The 16,851-nt window shown below is 46.3% G+C and carries 11 protein-coding genes; 7 read left to right on the plus strand and 4 right to left on the minus strand.

From position 1 onward, the window contains the following. Positions 1 to 53: 53 nt before the first annotated feature. The 3 genes from ACGE0T_RS13165 to ACGE0T_RS13175 are packed head-to-tail and all read right to left on the minus strand — an operon-like array spanning position 54 to position 2,411. On the minus strand, positions 54 to 1,082 hold the full coding sequence (locus ACGE0T_RS13165) for an agmatine deiminase family protein (protein ID WP_459187085.1): 1,029 nt from the start codon (positions 1,080 to 1,082) through the stop codon (positions 54 to 56). 4 nt (positions 1,083 to 1,086) lie between these two features. After that, positions 1,087 to 1,389: a Dabb family protein gene (locus ACGE0T_RS13170; protein ID WP_459187086.1), complete on the minus strand. Its 303-nt coding sequence runs from the start codon at positions 1,387 to 1,389 to the stop codon at positions 1,087 to 1,089. A gap of 32 nt (positions 1,390 to 1,421) precedes the next feature. Further along, on the minus strand, positions 1,422 to 2,411 hold the full coding sequence (locus ACGE0T_RS13175) for a sugar phosphate isomerase/epimerase family protein (protein ID WP_459187087.1): 990 nt from the start codon (positions 2,409 to 2,411) through the stop codon (positions 1,422 to 1,424). A gap of 141 nt (positions 2,412 to 2,552) precedes the next feature. Here ACGE0T_RS13175 and ACGE0T_RS13180 point away from each other — a divergent pair, with 141 nt between their 5' ends. The 5 genes from ACGE0T_RS13180 to nagA all read left to right on the plus strand — a co-directional run bounded on the left by ACGE0T_RS13180 (position 2,553) and on the right by nagA (position 13,794). Continuing rightward, positions 2,553 to 5,645, plus strand: a complete 3,093-nt coding sequence (locus ACGE0T_RS13180) for a SusC/RagA family TonB-linked outer membrane protein (RefSeq protein ID WP_459187088.1) — start codon at positions 2,553 to 2,555, stop codon at positions 5,643 to 5,645. A gap of 11 nt (positions 5,646 to 5,656) precedes the next feature. Then, positions 5,657 to 7,420 (plus strand): RagB/SusD family nutrient uptake outer membrane protein, encoded by a 1,764-nt coding sequence (locus tag ACGE0T_RS13185; RefSeq protein WP_459187089.1) that lies wholly within the window; start codon positions 5,657 to 5,659, stop codon positions 7,418 to 7,420. A gap of 12 nt (positions 7,421 to 7,432) precedes the next feature. Then, positions 7,433 to 10,576, plus strand: a complete 3,144-nt coding sequence (locus ACGE0T_RS13190) for an FAD-dependent oxidoreductase (protein ID WP_459187090.1) — start codon at positions 7,433 to 7,435, stop codon at positions 10,574 to 10,576. 35 nt (positions 10,577 to 10,611) lie between these two features. Then, positions 10,612 to 12,498, plus strand: a complete 1,887-nt coding sequence (locus ACGE0T_RS13195; protein WP_459190470.1) for an FAD-dependent oxidoreductase — start codon at positions 10,612 to 10,614, stop codon at positions 12,496 to 12,498. Between the two features lie 129 nt (positions 12,499 to 12,627). After that, on the plus strand, positions 12,628 to 13,794 hold the full coding sequence (gene nagA / locus ACGE0T_RS13200) for an N-acetylglucosamine-6-phosphate deacetylase (protein WP_459187091.1): 1,167 nt from the start codon (positions 12,628 to 12,630) through the stop codon (positions 13,792 to 13,794). Positions 13,795 to 13,882: 88 nt separating this feature from the next. Here the strand turns inward: nagA and ACGE0T_RS13205 are convergent, their stop codons facing one another. Next, positions 13,883 to 14,374: a Dps family protein gene (locus ACGE0T_RS13205; protein ID WP_459187092.1), complete on the minus strand. Its 492-nt coding sequence runs from the start codon at positions 14,372 to 14,374 to the stop codon at positions 13,883 to 13,885. 241 nt (positions 14,375 to 14,615) lie between these two features. Here ACGE0T_RS13205 and purT point away from each other — a divergent pair, with 241 nt between their 5' ends. Together purT and ACGE0T_RS13215 are read left to right on the plus strand one after the other, a co-directional pair. Continuing rightward, a complete protein-coding gene (gene purT, locus ACGE0T_RS13210; RefSeq protein WP_459187093.1) occupies positions 14,616 to 15,797 on the plus strand; it encodes a formate-dependent phosphoribosylglycinamide formyltransferase in 1,182 nt (393 codons plus the stop codon). A gap of 95 nt (positions 15,798 to 15,892) precedes the next feature. Then, positions 15,893 to 16,819 (plus strand): hydrogen peroxide-inducible genes activator, encoded by a 927-nt coding sequence (locus ACGE0T_RS13215; RefSeq protein ID WP_459187094.1) that lies wholly within the window; start codon positions 15,893 to 15,895, stop codon positions 16,817 to 16,819. Positions 16,820 to 16,851 lie beyond the last annotated feature (32 nt).

A 16,851-nucleotide genomic window follows, 5' to 3' on the forward strand; every position in this document is an offset into this window, starting at 1 on the left:
TTTACTATAAACAATTTGACAATTCATTCCGCCGGTTTCTTCCCAAACCGGGACTAATCGATAAAACCTTCCGGATATTGCATCGTTACGCAATGCAACGAACCATGTTGCTTTATCAGAGGCAGGCAATCAATACCTACTATTTCCCTGTCAGGGAAAGCTTCCTGCAAAGCGGCTTTTGCTACGGCATCTTTGGGTGACTGATAAAACGGCAATAAAACGGCTCCGTTCATAATCAGGAAATTGGCATAAGTGGCAGGCAACCGTTCACCTTCCCATTCAACCTTATCCGCCATCGGCAAAGCAATCAGCCGGTAAGGTTCTCCGTTTGCCCGGGTAAAAGCCTGTAGCTCCTGCTCCATCGCCTGCAACTCATCGAAGTGCTCATCATCCGGTTCCGTGCATTGTACATAGGCTATCGTATCTTCACTGCAAAAGCGAGCCAATGTATCTACATGGCTATCCGTATCATCTCCCGCCAGATAACCGTTTTCCAGCCAAAGGATACGCTCGAATCCGAATACCTCTTTCAGGTAATTCTCCAGTTCTTCCTTTTGCAGGTATTCGTTCCGGTTTACGGAAGCGAGGCATTCGACCGTAGTCAGCAAAGTCCCTTTTCCGTCACTTTCGATACTTCCGCCTTCCAACACAAACGGTTGCATATTTACTGGCAATACGGAATCGGAAAAGGTTCCTTGTGCAAACAGGTTGCGGGTAATCAAATTATCGTAATTGGCGGCGAACTTCATCCCCCAGCCATTAAAAACAAAGTCATAGACACAAGGTCCCCCCTCATCAAAAACAGAGATGCCTCCATGGTCGCGTGCCCAGGTATCATTCGTTTCCATTTCCCGGAACAGGATACGGCTATAATCCACCTCTCCCAACTGCTCGCGGACCGCTTGCTCATCGACACAGACAATCAGGAGTTTTTCGCGCTTAATTACTTCCCTGGCTATAGAGACAAAACAAGGGATTACTTCATCCAATATCGGGGCCCAGTCCGTATCCTCATGAGGCCAGGTAAGCTGAATGGCACTTTGCGGATACCATTCAGCCGGCAATATGATTTTATTTTCCATTTGCTTATTCATAAAAATCGACAACTACGCGGCTCTCACGTATCTTCTTGCAATACGAACTGACTTCCACATGGCGGGGATTTACTTTATAGGCGGCAAGTGCCTGTTCGTCGTCAAAGGTAGAAATCAACACGGCATCATAGGCCATATCGCTCTCTTTCACATTGATACCGACCTGCAAAGAACGTATTTCAGGTACGACGCCCACCAGGGCTTCCAGATGTTCTTTCATCCACAAGGCGTTTTCCGCCTTTGTTTTCCCTTCGGCTTCCGCCTTCAGTTTCCACATTACAATATGTTTCAGCATAGTTCCTGTTTTTTTTCGCAAATGTACGTATTTTATCTTTCGAAGCAAGCATCAAAGGCGTGTGCCGAAGGCTGGAAATCCATTCTCTTAACAAAAGCACAGGATTCGCGAGCCCCGTGTTCACGGTCCATACCGCTATCTTCCCATTCCACTGAAAGCGGTCCCTGATAAGCGATGTCATTTAAAGTACGTATAATTTCTTCGAAACAAATCCGCCCACGTCCGAGACTGCGGAAATTCCAGTAGCGCCGTGAGTCGCCAAAAGTCGAATGTCCGCCGAATACACCGATTTGCTTAGGGGTATCGCTCCAATAGACATCCTTCATATGGACATGGAATATACGGTCAGGGAACTGACGGATAAAATCCACATAATCGACAGCTTGATACCCTAAATGGCTGGGGTCGTAATTGAAACCGAAAGCCGGATGATGCCCCACCGCTTCGATCGCCCGTTTAGCAGAAAAAGTATCAAAGGCTATTTCCGAAGGATGTACTTCAAGAGCAAAACGGACGCCTAATTCCTGATACGCATCCAGAATAGGAATAAAACGGCGGGCGAAGTCGGCATACCCTTCTTCTATCATCTCTTCCGTGACAGGAGGAAAAGAATAGAGCCATTGCCAGATTGAACTGCCGGTAAACCCGACCACAGTATCAATGCCTAACATTTTTGCGGCATGTGCCGTACAGACCATATGTTCCGCAGCACGTTGCCGGACGCCTTCCGGCTCGCCGTCTCCCCAAATATATGCAGGCAATATGGCTTTATGCCGCAGGTCGATAGTATCGCATACCGCCTGGCTAATCAGGTGATTGGAAATACAAAACAATTTCAAACCATATGTATCCAGCAGATTTTTTATTCCGGCATAATACGCAGGGTCCGTACTACGGACATCCAGATGTGCGGGTAGCCCCAATTCCAAACCGTCATATCCGAAAGATTTTGCTTTCTCGCAAACGACTTCAAGTGGTAAATCTCCCCATTGAAGGGTACATAATGTTACAGGACGTGCCATGTTTTTCTATTATTAATAAGGTTAATACACAGTGTCTATTCCACAAAAGTAAAATTTTTTACTACAATTCTGTAAGTAGTTCGGGAAGTTATTGTGTCTTATAAAAATATAACCCATGTTTAATCTTAAATTTATTTTACTATGACTAACCCTCTTTACGCGCTTAGGCTGCTATTTTGCCTGAGTTTACTTCTTTTTTTATTTCAGGTGGCACAGGCCCAGACCGCTATACAACCCAAAAACAAAAATCACCCTCCCAAAAGAATCACAGGCTACGTTATCGACCATAATGAAGAGCCTTTGATTGGAGTAAATGTTGTTGTGACCGGAACAACCAATGGCTCCATCACTGACGAAAACGGCTATTACAGTATTGAGAACGTACCGGAACACGCAACACTTACCTTTTCCTATATAGGCTATAATCCACACACCGTCAAAATAGGACAGAAAAATGTATATAACACCACATTACTTGAAGATACCCAGGCATTGGAAGAAGTAGTCGTCGTGGGATACGGTACGCAGAAAAAAGTAAACCTGACAGGGTCCGTTCAAAATGTATCCAATTCCGAATTGGTTAAACGTAGTGTTCCGAACGTTTCAACGGCTTTACAGGGATTAGTGCCCGGAGTCTCTATCATCCAGTCATCCGGACGACCGGGAGCCGACTACGGCAGTATCCGGATGCGTGGGACCGGTTCCCTGAACTCATCCACTACCCCGTTAATACTTATCGATGGCGTGGAAGGAGATATGAATAATGTCGATATGAATGCCATCGAATCCATATCGGTACTGAAAGATGCCGCCTCTGCTTCCATCTATGGTTCGAGAGCTTCCAACGGTGTCATCCTGATAACCACCAAACGAGCCGGGCAAGAAGGAATCAAAGTATCTTACAGCGGATACGCCAATCTCAATACCCCTACCTTCATGCCCGAACCGGTAAATGCCATCGAATATATGGAAGCTGTAAATGTGGCACGCGCCAATGCCAACATGGACCCGCAATATTCAAAGGAAATCATCGACATCTACAAAACCCAGGGTGCCGACAATTTCAACTATTATGATACGAACTGGAAAGACCAAGTCATCAAAAAGCAGACATTCAGCCACAATCACTCCGTCAGCCTGAGCGGAGGTTCTAAGATATTCCATTTATATGCCAATGCCGGATACTTTTACCAGGACGGTTTAGTATCCAACAACGATTATTCCCGAATGACGCTTCGCCTGAATTCCGATGCACAAGTCACCAAATGGATGAAAATCGGTCTGGATGTAAACGTCCGCCAGTCCAAAGCCGTCAATCCCTGTCTGGACAGCCCGGAAAGCATCATCAATAAAGCATTGACTTTCACCCCTGTCCTTTCCGGAGTAAACAACGACGGAACCTGGGGCTTCGGCCAAAACGGAGACAACCCGATAGCTGCCGCCAAAGCAGGAGGTATCAAAACCGGGGTCACACCCGAATTAGGAATCAAGGGTACCATCCAGCTAAAACCTTTTGAAGGCTTCGATGCTATGGCAAGCTACAGTAGCCGAAAAGTTGAATACAAATCCGACTATTTTATCCAGCCTTACGATACCTATGAAAAAGGGGTATTCAAAACAAGTTACCCAGCTGCAGGCAATTATAAAAACGAAAGCTGGAGCCAAAGTATTTACAACCAGTTTAACCTGCAAGCCTCTTACGAAAAAACCTTTGCCAAAAACTATTTCAAAGTGTTGGGAGGTATGCAGACCGAAGAACGCAAAATACATAGTTTCAGTGCCAGCCGTAAAGGCTATGAGTTCGACGGGCACAACGAAATAAACCACGGGGACGTATCTACGGCAACCAACTCCGGCGGACGTTCGGAGTTAGCAATGGTTTCCTATTTTGCCCGCATCAACTATTCATTCGCAGAACGTTACCTGCTGGAGCTAAACGGACGCTGGGATGCTTCATCCCGTTTCCTGAAAGCACACCGCTGGGGTTTCTTCCCGTCTGTCTCGGCTGGTTGGAGAATCTCGGAAGAGGCCTTTTTCAAACCGGCCAAAAAGATTGTAGATAATTTAAAACTCAGAGCCTCATACGGTACATTGGGTAATCAGGATATTATACTGGGTGGTAATGCTATCTTCCATCCCTATGCCGCATCTATCGGTACCGGTTTCGGTTACTGGTTCGATAAGAAACTGGGAACAGGAGTCGGACAGACGCAAGTTGCCAATGAAAAAATATCCTGGGAGAAGTCTACCCAGTTTAATATCGGTTTGGATGCCGGACTGTTAAACTCCCGGCTAACCATGACTTTCGATTATTATATCCGCAACATCAACAATATGCTGCAACAATTCCCTATCCCTATGTATGTAGGGCTTTCTTCCCCCTGGGAAAATGCCGGTTCGATGAGGAACAAGGGATGGGACTTATCCATCAGTTGGCGCGACCGTATCGAAGAGGTCAATTACTCCATCACCGGAACCCTGTCGGATGTGACCTGCAAAGTAACCAACCTGTTTGGCAAGGAATATATAGGTACCCAGATTACCAAAGAGGGACTGCCCCTCTATTCCTGGTATGGCTATGTATCCGACGGATATTTCCAAACACAGGAAGAAATAGACAATTCGCCTGTGTATAGCGGCAACAAAGCCAATGTCAAACCGGGATATATCAAATATAAGGACATCAGCGGTCCTAATGGAGAACCGGATGGAAAAATAGACGATTACGACCGTACCGTTATCGGAGACCCGTACCCGCATTTTGAATTCGGGCTGAATATGTCTGCCGAATGGCAGGACTTCGACTTCTCACTGTTCTTTCAGGGGGTAGGGAAAAAAGACCTGTTGTATACGGGAGCCGGGGCACGCCCGTTCTGGGTAGGACGCACAATCTTTAAAAACCAATTGGATTACTGGACTCCGGAAAACAGGGATGCGGAATTTCCTGTTCTGCTTATCGACGGTTCCGGCAATAATCCGAACAATATTGTTTCCGATTTCTGGATCAGAAGTGGCGCTTACGTACGCCTGAAGAATATAGTTGTCGGTTACAAACTACCGAAACATATCATCAGCAAAGCGAAAATAGAACATCTGCGCTTCTTCGTAAGCGGTCAGAACCTCTTCACCATCACCAATGCATACAAGGGTTACGACCCGGAAAGCAGTGTGAGCAACGGTAGTTGTTATCCTCTTCTGAAAACTTTCACTTTAGGCGTTGACATTCGTTTTTAATATATACAGTTATGAAAAAGTTACTCTCCAATATATCTATTTACTTAGTAAGCGGGCTTATATTCACTTCCTGTTCGGATTTTCTGGACAGAAACCCATCCGACTATTCATCTAAAGACTTTTATAAAACCGAAGCGACGATAAAAGCCGGGGCATCGGGCGTATACAATGCCATCAGTATAGAACTGGCATATGCCACCCCTTTCAGTATCACACTCGACCATCAAACGGCAATCGCCCTGGAACGTAACGAAAATACGACCATCGGAGCCGGAGGTGCCTTAAATCCCGACAACGGAACCGTACAGGCATTTTGGAGCAGTATGTACGGAATAATTGCACGTTCCAATTCCGTTATCGAAGGTTCCAAAAGCTATATCGACGGATTAGGCGACAAAGCACATCAATACCTGGCAGAAATAAAAGTATTGCGTGCCTTCGCCTATTATAATCTGATTGCGACATACGGAGATATTCCTTTTTATACTCAACCGGTATCGATCGAACAATACTCCGATAAAAGAGTATCTAAAATAGAAGTCCTCGATTTCATTCTGAAAGACCTGGAAGAAGCTGCAACCAAACTGCCCTGGACTGCAACCGAACGGGGACGCGTGGACAGAGCTGTTGCCTACGGTCTGAAAGCACGTGCAGCCCTACTGGGAGGAAGTCTCGATTACGGAGGAAAAGGAATCGAATATTTCCGTACGGCAACTACGGCGGCATCACAAGTTATCGGACAGCGGGCACTTGCCACTCATTTTGACGACTTGTTTAATATCACCGGGCAGGAGAAAGCCGATGTTCGCAAAGAAATGTTGTTTGAAATCATGTATTCCAACTTAGGTTCAAAGAAAACTCATATGGTAGCCTTCGGGCAAATATCCAGAAATACGGGACAAACCGGAAGACACCCATCTATGATGCTGGCAGACACTTACGAATGCACTGACGGAAAACGTATCGACGAATCCCCGCTGTATGACCCGAAACACCCACAAAAGAACAGGGACCCGCGATTCCACTCCACCCTATGGATGCATGGAGACACGGTAACTGTCAACAATGGTACCGTTGTATGCCACATTTTGGAAGCCTATAATGCAGAAACAAAATTCTATAATTTTGCCACAAAAGAATGGTATTCAGCAAATAATGCCGATATTAACAGCGCAGCAGCCTGGGCAAGCTTCTGTAATGCAGGTGTAGGATACATATGGGCAAAGTTCAGCAATGAAACGGCAGAAAACGTTAGTGCACAATCCTGTAATATTCCTCTTATGCGTTATGCGGAAGTATTGCTGAGTTATGCCGAGGCAAAGATCGAACTTGGAGAACTCGACCCCTCAGTATACGATGCCATCAACTTGGTACGAAACCGTGCCGGAATGCCTAATGTATCGGAAGACCGGATAGGCAACCAGACAAAAATGCGTCAGTTGGTACGCCGTGAGCGAAAAGTGGAACTTGCCCTCGAAGGATTACATCATGTTGATATGCGGCGTTGGAGTATTGGTGATTTGGAAAACGGACAGCCCAGCTACGGACTTCCATTGCCAAGTATCCGCTACGAAGGTCTCTCTGCTACGGACATTCCGAACTTCAAAACATCGGAACGTTCCGACCTGAACGACATTCCGGACTATACGGCTTATAAAGAGAAACTGAAAATAAGAGATAAGAACAGATTCTGGGATAAGAAATTCGCACTGTGGCCGATTCCCCAACTGGAACGCGACCGCAATCCGAACCTGACCCAGAATGAAGGTTATTAAAAAAAAGAGACCATGTTAACGCGTAGAGATTTTTTAAAAGTAACAGCAGCCGGTGGTGCCCTGGCATCTTTCGGAAACGTGGCGGAAGCCGGAAATAAAATAAAGGAAGTGACTAAAACACCCACTTGGTGTACTGAGCAGGAACGGGATATTCCTGTCATCGGTGAAACAGACATCGTGGTAGTTGGCGGTAGTTCGGGAGCCGTATCCTCCGCCCTTTCCGCCGCTATTGCCGGAAGTAAAGTATTTCTGGTTGCCGGCATGCCTTATCTGGGTGATGATATATGCGGTTCTTTTATGTACCAAATAAATAAGAAAAAAGAACAGCCACAGACAGCCCTTGCCCGCAAGCTATTCTTGCCGGAAAGCGACCCCCGGGAAGTATACCGGGCTGGCTCCGAAGAGGAATTGCTTTACACACAACATAAAGCCCCTACCCCTTTGCAGGTAAAAACATTGTTGGAGAACGAACTGATAAACAATGGCATCCCATTCCTGTACAGCAGTTACGTCACAAACGTGCTGAAAGACCAAAGCGGCAACATTGCCGGTATCGTAATAGCGAACCGTTCCGGCAGGCAAGCCATACGCTGTAAAGGTATAATCGATGCAACTCCCTGCGCCATAGTGGCAGAAATGTGCAACGCACGTTTTACCACCTTCACTCCCGGCACACAAGTGTTTGAATATACGGTTGTAGGAAATACCGTAAAAGCAAATCCGGCGATTGTTTCGGCCAAAACTTTGCCTTTTACATTCAGGTCGGAAGGGAAAGAATATCCGGTAATAAAATACGTATTCAACTATGATCTGAAAGATAAGTCGTATGCCTCCCTGATGGATGCAGAACAATTCATCCGCGATATAACCTGGGATGCCGACCAGGTAGACAGTTCCGACCTGCTTTGGTACACCCCGTCCTGGCACATTATCCCGGAGAAGGAACATCCGGATATACCGACATCACCCGAATCTTTGGAAAGGGCACACTATGTCCACAATATTATCAAATATACTCCGGATGGAATCGAGACGGTCCCGTCTGTCCGTTCCTTACCCAAAGATGCATTTTGCTGCAAAGGCATTCCTAATTTGTGGGTGACAGGTCCCTGTGCCGCTCTGCCCCGTAAAGTGGCCGCTTGGGTAGCACGTCCCGTCCAGAGCATGATGCTGGGTGAAGTTATCGGAGAGCATGCTTCTAACTGTGTTGCAGACATCACATTGTCCCGGGAGACAACCGTATTCTATCCATCAAACACCGGTAGTTACTGTGGCGAAGTAAAAGAAATACTTCAACCTTTGCGCCCCCAACCCGATTATGGTTCTGTTCACTCCCCAGCCGGAACCCTTCCCGTATTAGGAAAATATGATGTAATCGTCATGGGAGGCGGAACCAGTGGTGCTCCTGCGGGTATATCCGCAGCACGCCAACAAGCACGGACGTTGGTATTGGAATACCTGCATGGTTTAGGAGGGCTGACTACCCTCGGATTCATCGGACGTTATTGGGACGGTTACCGGAAGGGTTTCACAGCCGAGATAGACAGGGAAGTACGAGTCATGGCTCCGGCAGACCATCCGCGGCAATTAAAATCGAATGCAGATTTCCGTGCCGACTGGAAAATAGAATGGTATCGCCGGCAACTGCGAAAGAATAAAGCCGACCTTTGGTATGGCATTTTAGGTTGCGGGGCACTGGTACACAACAACAAAGTGACCGGTATCATCGTCTCCACCCCACAAGGAAGAGGCGTTGTGCTCGCTGATCGCATTATTGACAGTACAGGAAGTGCAGACATTGCAATCGCCGCAGGAACCGGATATGAATATACAGGGGAAAAAACACTTGCCGTACAGGGTGCCGGGCTTTCCCGTTTTGAATTAAACGACTACTATAACAATACGGACTGGACACTGATAGATGACACGGATATTCTGGACGTAAGCCGCCTGTATGTACAGGGAAAAGCCAAGTACAAGGGTCATTATGACATCGGAAAACTCCCACAGACCCGCGAGCGACGACGCATCACCGGCGAATATACCATATCTGTCTACGATGTAATTAACCATCGCCGTTACCCGGATACCATCTCCTACCATCAAAGTTCGTTCGACACACATGGCATGACAATCGACAATTATTTCACCCTTAATCCTCCGGGCAAACGGCATGTTATTTATGATGCGGATGTACCTTTGCGCGCCTTATTGCCTAAAGGGCTTGAAGGCATTATCGTAACCGGTCTTGGAGCGAGCGCACACCGCGATGCCATGCCGGTTATCCGTATGCAGCCTTGTCTGCAGAACCAGGGGTATGCCGTCGGCTATCTTGCCGCCCTCTCCGTAAAGGAACAAACTCCCTTACGGAAAATGAATATGAAAAAAATCCAGAAACACCTGGTAGAAAAAGAAATATTGCCCCAACGTGTACTGGCAGACAAAGATACCGGTACATTCAATAACAAAGTATTCAGGCAAGCTGCCGAAACCGTCACCGACCAGTATAAAGGATTGGAAATCCTGCTGACGGAGCCACAAAAATGCGTCCGGCTTGTAAGAGAAAAGATAAGTTCTTCTTCCCTTCCGGAACACGACAGACTGATTTACGCCAGTATCCTCTGTATACTCGGCGACAAAGAATATGCTGATATTCTGGTTGATAAAATCCGTTCCTATCCCCTATGGGATGAAGGATGGCACTATACGGCATCCGCCCAGTTCGGCGAGTGCATGAGTCCGCTCGACAGTCTGATTATTGCTTTGGGTAATACGAAAGACGAGACTGTACTTCCCATCATTCTGGAAAAAGCGGAATTACTGAAACCGGAAGATTATTTCTCCCATTTCAGGGCTATTGCCATGGCATGCGAAACCATAGGCAGCCGGAAAGCGGTACCGATCTTATACCGTTTGCTTACATATGAAGGCATGCGCTACAATGACTTGCCATCATACACGGTCGCACGCGAGAGAATAATCCCCTATATTCACGATATTACTTATCGAAACCGGATTCTAAAAGAACTACATCTGGCTAAAAGCCTGTATCTGTGCGGAGACCAAAACCAGACGGCAGAGAAAGTGCTCCGGCGGTATGCGCAAGGTCTGGAAGGACATTATGCCCGATTTGCTAATGAAATATTAACTACATAAACTAATTAAGTTCAGAAAGAAAAATAGCGATGATGATAAAAAACTACCCCTTTACTTTCGTTTTAATATTAATGTTTTTGTTTACTGCCTGCAAGCAGAAACAAGAAGTAGACGTACTGGTTATCGGCGGAGGAGCGAGTGGAATCGCCGCCGGTATCCAGGCTGCACGAATGGAAGTCCCAACCCTTATTTTAGAAGAGTACGAATGGCTGGGCGGTGCCCTCACCTCCGCCGGAGTAAGCTGCATCGACGGATGTTACAAACTGCCTTCCGGACTATTCGGTGAATTCCGGAACAAATTAATCGACCACTATGGAAATGAAAATGCCATGCACACCTCCTGGGTATCGACAATAGCAGCGGAACCTTCCGCCATGAACAAAGTTTTACAGGAGATGGCAGACGCCGAACCTTTCCTCTATATCCGGTACAAATCGGTGGTCCAGGAAATAAAAAAGACATCCAAAGGATGGGCAGTTACTTATAAAGACAGTAACAATGACCAACAAACCATCCACACCCGGATTTTAATAGACGGGACGGAATTGGGAGATGTTGCCAAAATGTGTGGCGTGAAATATGATATAGGAATGGATGCACACGACACCACCGGCGAAACGATTGCACCGGAAAAAGCAAACGACATCATTCAGGACATTACCTATGTCGCCATATTGAAAGATTACGGAAAAGATGTAACCATCCCCGAACCGGCGGACTACAATCCCTCCCTTTTTTATTGTACCTGCAAAACGCATCTTTGTACAAATCCCCAAAAAGGAAGCCATTTATGGGACTGCGACCGGATGATGAGCTACGGCAAACTACCGAACAACAAATACATGTTGAACTGGCCTATCGAAGGAAACGACTATTATGCCAACCTGATAGAACTTTCCCCCAAAGAGCGGGAAGAAGTTTTAAAAAAAGCGAAAAACTTCACGCTTTGTTATCTCTACTATTTACAAACCGTATTGGGATACAATACCCTCGGGCTGGCAGACGACGAGTTTCCTACAGCCGACAGACTGCCGTTTATCCCTTACAACCGCGAATCACGCCGTATTCATGGCAAAGTCCGCTTCACATTGAATGATATTACTGCTCCATATACACAATCTCAAAAACTATACCGCACAGCGATTGCCGTAGGCGACTATCCGGTAGACCATCATCATGGTCGCTATCAGGGACAGACTGAACTACCAGATTTGCAATTTTATCCGGTACCTTCGTTCGGATTGCCTTTGGGTACCCTTATCCCCGAAAATACCGATGACCTGATTGTAACGGAAAAGTCCATTTCCGTATCCAACCTTGCCAATGGAACTACCCGCTTGCAACCAGTATTAATGGAAATAGGCCAGGCTGCAGGGGCTTTGGCTGCACTGGCAGTAAAAAAAGACCTGAAAGTGGCGGAAGTTCCTGTACGGAGAGTCCAACGTGCCTTGTTAAATGCGAATTGCTATCTATTACCTTACCTCGACCTTCCGGTTCAGGACAAATATTTCAAAGCGGTACAACGGATTGGCGCCACCGGTATTTTGAAAGGGCGCGGAACCCACAGCGGCTGGGCAAATCAAACCTGGTTCGATGCGGACTCCTGCCTGACAGCCAATGCCCTGTTGCCGGAACTGAAAGATTATTACCCGGATATCGACCTCTCTCCTTCCGACAAGCCGGCAAGTATCCAAGAGGCATTCGAACTGATTGAAGAAATCCGTCTGAATGTAGAGGATGCAAGCCATAAAGAAGTAGATATCTCTCCTGAACTTGCCAGCAATTTATGGAAAACGGTAGGACTGACCAATTATAACCCCGACCGTACAATCAGCCGGAAAGAATTTGCCGTCTTATTGGATACGATCATCGACCCCTTCAATAGCGAACCGGTTGATATTACCGGGGAAATAATAGAATAATAGGATTCATTCATAGTTATGGTTTTCCGAAATCATAACTATGAATTGGAAAAACCATAACTATGGATTTATTACATTTGCACATTCCGGTGAGAGAGAATTGAACATCAGATAATAAAATAAAAGACAATGAAGGGCAAAATATATCAGATAATAAACGGCAAAGTGCTTACTCCTTCGGGATGGCTGAAAAAAGGTTGTGTAGTACTAAAAGACGGGAAAATAGCAGAAGTTTCCACAACCACCCCACCCATTGAAGGAGCCATTGTAATTGATGCCGCCGGACTATTTGTCACTCCCGGCTGCATCGATATGCATGTGCATGGCGGTGGCGGACACGATTTTCTGGAAGCTACGCCGGAAGCATTCAATGCTGTTACAAAGGCACATGCCCTACACGGTACGACAGCCCTGTATGCAACTCTGGCTGTTTTTTCTCCCGATGTGCTCCAACAGGCCATACAGACCTGCGAATATGTACAGGCACACCCTACCAACGGAGCCAGTGTTCTCGGACTTCATCTGGAAGGCAATTATCTGAACGAGAAAATGAAAGGCGGACAACCACCGGAATATATCTCCCTTCCCTGCCCGGAAGAATACAAGGCAATACTCGATTCCACATCATGTATCAAACGATGGAGCGCAGCACCGGAACTGCCGGGGGCTCTGGACTTTGCCGGTTATGTTTCCCAACGGGGCGTAGTGGTATCGCTGGCACATACCACCGCCGACTACAAAGAAATAAAAGCCGGTTATGAGGCAGGTTTTACCCATGTCACCCATTTCTATAATGCCATGACAGGATTACATAAAGACAGGGAGTATAAACATGAAGGCACAATTGAAAGTATTTACCTGATGGACGGGATGACAGTAGAAGTGATTGCGGACGGTATCCATGTCCCCCCGGCATTATTAAAGCTGGTTCATAAATTCAAAGGGGTGGAACGTACGGCACTGGTTACGGATTCGATGGCAGCAGGCGCCTGCCGGGAAACATCCCGCATCTTCGACCCGCGTATCATTATAGAAGACGGAGTTTGCAAACTTGCCGACCACTCGGCCCTGGCAGGAAGCATTGCCACCGCCGACAGGTTGATTCGGACAATGGTAAAACAGGCAGAAATCCCACTGGAAGATGCCGTACGGATGGCATCGGAAACTCCCGCACGAATCATGGGGATACTTGACCGGAAAGGAACGATTGAACCGGGAAAAGATGCGGACATTATCATTTTCGACGAAGACATAAACATAAAGGATACCTTCGTGGAAGGGAAGAAAATTTTATAACGCAAGGTATACAAACGACAAAGTCACTTCCTCACGGAGGTGACTTTGATCAAACGCAATGAATAAAATATTAATAATCACTTACACATCATGATTTTTTGCAAGTACCGGTAGAGAATGCAACCAGCATCCAAACCAGTTTTTCCTGTTCTTTCAGGTAATCGCTCATCAAAGCTACAGTAGCTTCGTCGCCGGCTTCGGAAGCCAAAGAGAGCAATTTACGTTCTTCAGCGATAAACTGTCCGTAGGTTTCGAGGATGTTCTTCAAAGCCTCATCGCCACAAGATACACCGGAAACTTCTTTTACACGTGCCACTTTCAGATATTCGCTAAATTTGTTAGCAGGTTCGCCACCCAACATCAGGATACGTTCAGCCAATTCGTCCACCTTTTCTGCGGCATCATTGTACATTTCTTCAAATTTGCTGTGAAGGATAAAGAAACCGTGTCCTTTAATGTTCCAGTGGAAACCGCGAAGATTTGTATAAAATACCTGGTAGTCGGCTAATAATTGCTGTAAAGCAGCTACTACGTTATTTACTGATGATTCGTTCAAATGGAGATAATCTAATGTTTTCATATTACGATTCTTTTAATTGTTATACTTTCGTTTTTCTTATACTGCAAAGATACGGCAGATGTAAACACCTGTCAAACAGATATTTTTTATACAGGCATAGATAGCATCTATTCTATTAATAGTCGTCAACAATCATCTGCCATCCATATGAAGAACGAGATAAAAAACATACCTTTGTAAGCTTTAATAATAGGAAGGTCTGTAAATCCTATTTTGTATAACCCAATAATAAGAATACAGTATGATAACAATTGGTACACCCAAATCGGCAACGGCTACAAAAGTGCTGCTCTGCGGTTCCGGTGAATTAGGAAAAGAATTTGTAATTGAATTACAACGTTACGGTGTTGAAGTAATCGCTTTGGATAAATACCCGGATGCTCCGGCAATGCAGGTAGCCCACCGTTCATATATCGTATCCATGCTTGACGGGCAGGCTCTACGCGAAATCATTGAAAAAGAAAAGCCTGATTATATCGTTCCCGAAGTGGAGGCCATTGCTACCCAAACATTAATGGAACTGGAAAACGAAGGCTTCCATGTGATTCCTACAGCCAAAGCAACCTGGCTGACGATGAACAGGGAGGGTATCCGCCGGCTGGCAGCCGAAGAACTGGGCTTGCCTACTTCTCCTTACCGCTTTGCTTCTACAGAAGAAGAATTTATTGAAGCGGTAAAAGTAATCGGTATGCCGTGCGTGGTAAAACCGATTATGAGTTCGAGCGGACACGGACAAAGTGTAATCCGTAAAGAAGAAGATATAAATCATGCCTGGTTGTATGCACAGGAAGGCGGACGCGCCGGAGCGGGTAAAGTCATAGTGGAAGGTTTCGTAGATTTCGATTACGAAATCACCCAATTGACAGTTCGCCATATAGGAGGTACTTCATTCCTCGAACCGGTAGGACATATCCAGGTGGACGGAGACTATCGCGAATCCTGGCAACCGCAGGTCATGAGTCCTGTAGCAAAAGAAAAAGCCCGCGCGATAGCAGGCAAAATCACCGAAGCTTTAGGCGGACGGGGTATTTTCGGAGTCGAACTGTTTGTAAAAGGAGAAGACGTTATTTTCAGTGAAGTCTCTCCACGTCCTCACGACACAGGGATGGTCACAATGATTACCCAGGATTTATCCCAGTTTGCCCTGCATGCACGTGCAGTATTGGGATTGCCTGTTCCGAATATTACTTTCCACGGTCCCGGGGCATCACGTGCTGTTGTTGTAGAAGGAGAAAGTAATCAGTTATCATTCGGTAACCTGGACAAGGTGCTGGAACAACCGGATACCCAACTGCGATTGTTCGGCAAACCGGAAGTACACGGGCACCGGCGCATGGCTGTCTTGCTGGCACGGGGAACGGATGTTGCCGATGCACGTCGCAAAACAGGTATCATGATGGAATATCTGGAAACAAAACTGTAAAGAAACGCCTACATACTTGCAGATTTTTTTATCTTTGCAATTGGCAAGATTTACCCCCCTGTTCTCAGATACTAATTAATACATCTAAATAAAAAATGAATATACAACAACTTGAATACATCCTGGCAGTAGATACCTACCGTCATTTCGCCAAAGCTGCAGAACATTGCAGGGTTACGCAACCGACACTCAGCATGATGATTCAGAAGCTGGAAGACGAGTTGGGTATCAAACTGTTCGACCGTAACCTGCAACCGGTATGTCCTACCCCGGCAGGACGTAAGGTGATAGACCAGGCACGCGTTGTCCTTTACCAGACCTCTCTGATAAAAGATATCGTAAATGAGGAAGAACAATCTTTAAAAGGTACTTTCCGCCTGGCGGTGTTACCGACTATTGCGCCGTACCTCCTGCCCCGTTTCTTCCAGCAGGTTGCAGAAAAGCACCCTGATTTGGATATACGTATCCTGGAAATGAAAACAGCCCCGACCATGGCGGCTTTGCTGAATGGTGAAGTGGATGCGGCAATTATTGCCAACCAGCCTACGGAAATGCAATTACAGGGAGACGTACTTTTCTACGAACAATTCTACGGGTATGTGGCCAAGAACGAAGCGGTATTCAAAAAAGACCTTCTCCGCACGGCAGACATCAGCGACGAACGTCTGTGGCTGTTGGACGAAGGCCATTGTTTCCGCGACCAGTTGATGCGTTTCTGCCAAATGGAAAAGGTGAAACTTCATCAGGCATCTTATCGTCTGGGTAGCCTCGAGACATTTATGCGTATGGTGGAAAGTGGTAATGGCATTACCTTCATTCCCGAACTGGCTACTTACCAGTTAAGCAATGAGCAAAAAGAACTGGTTCGCCCGTTTGCCATCCCCAAGCCTGCCCGCGAAATCGTATTCGTAACCCGTAAAGATTTCATCCGCCACAGTGTTTCCGGTATCCTGATTGAAAGCATTAAGAAATCGGTGCCTAAAGAAATGCTGACACTACAGGCCGGATTAAAAGTAGTATAAGAGTAAGGTAATAGTGAACACGAATGACGCCG

The organism is Parabacteroides sp. APC149_11_2_Y6 (assembly GCF_054506995.1).

What these genes read in the sequence shown, in the direction of transcription:
- ACGE0T_RS13165 (WP_459187085.1), bottom strand. Translation starts at nt 1,082, where the DNA reads ATGGAAAATAAAATCATATTGCCGGCTGAATGGTATCCGCAAAGTGCC.
- ACGE0T_RS13170 (WP_459187086.1), bottom strand. Translation starts at nt 1,389, where the DNA reads ATGCTGAAACATATTGTAATGTGGAAACTGAAGGCGGAAGCCGAAGGG.
- ACGE0T_RS13175 (WP_459187087.1), bottom strand. Translation starts at nt 2,411, where the DNA reads ATGGCACGTCCTGTAACATTATGTACCCTTCAATGGGGAGATTTACCA.
- ACGE0T_RS13180 (WP_459187088.1), top strand. Translation starts at nt 2,553, where the DNA reads ATGACTAACCCTCTTTACGCGCTTAGGCTGCTATTTTGCCTGAGTTTA.
- ACGE0T_RS13185 (WP_459187089.1), top strand. Translation starts at nt 5,657, where the DNA reads ATGAAAAAGTTACTCTCCAATATATCTATTTACTTAGTAAGCGGGCTT.
- ACGE0T_RS13190 (WP_459187090.1), top strand. Translation starts at nt 7,433, where the DNA reads ATGTTAACGCGTAGAGATTTTTTAAAAGTAACAGCAGCCGGTGGTGCC.
- nagA (WP_459187091.1), top strand. Translation starts at nt 12,628, where the DNA reads ATGAAGGGCAAAATATATCAGATAATAAACGGCAAAGTGCTTACTCCT.
- ACGE0T_RS13205 (WP_459187092.1), bottom strand. Translation starts at nt 14,374, where the DNA reads ATGAAAACATTAGATTATCTCCATTTGAACGAATCATCAGTAAATAAC.
- purT (WP_459187093.1), top strand. Translation starts at nt 14,616, where the DNA reads ATGATAACAATTGGTACACCCAAATCGGCAACGGCTACAAAAGTGCTG.
- ACGE0T_RS13215 (WP_459187094.1), top strand. Translation starts at nt 15,893, where the DNA reads ATGAATATACAACAACTTGAATACATCCTGGCAGTAGATACCTACCGT.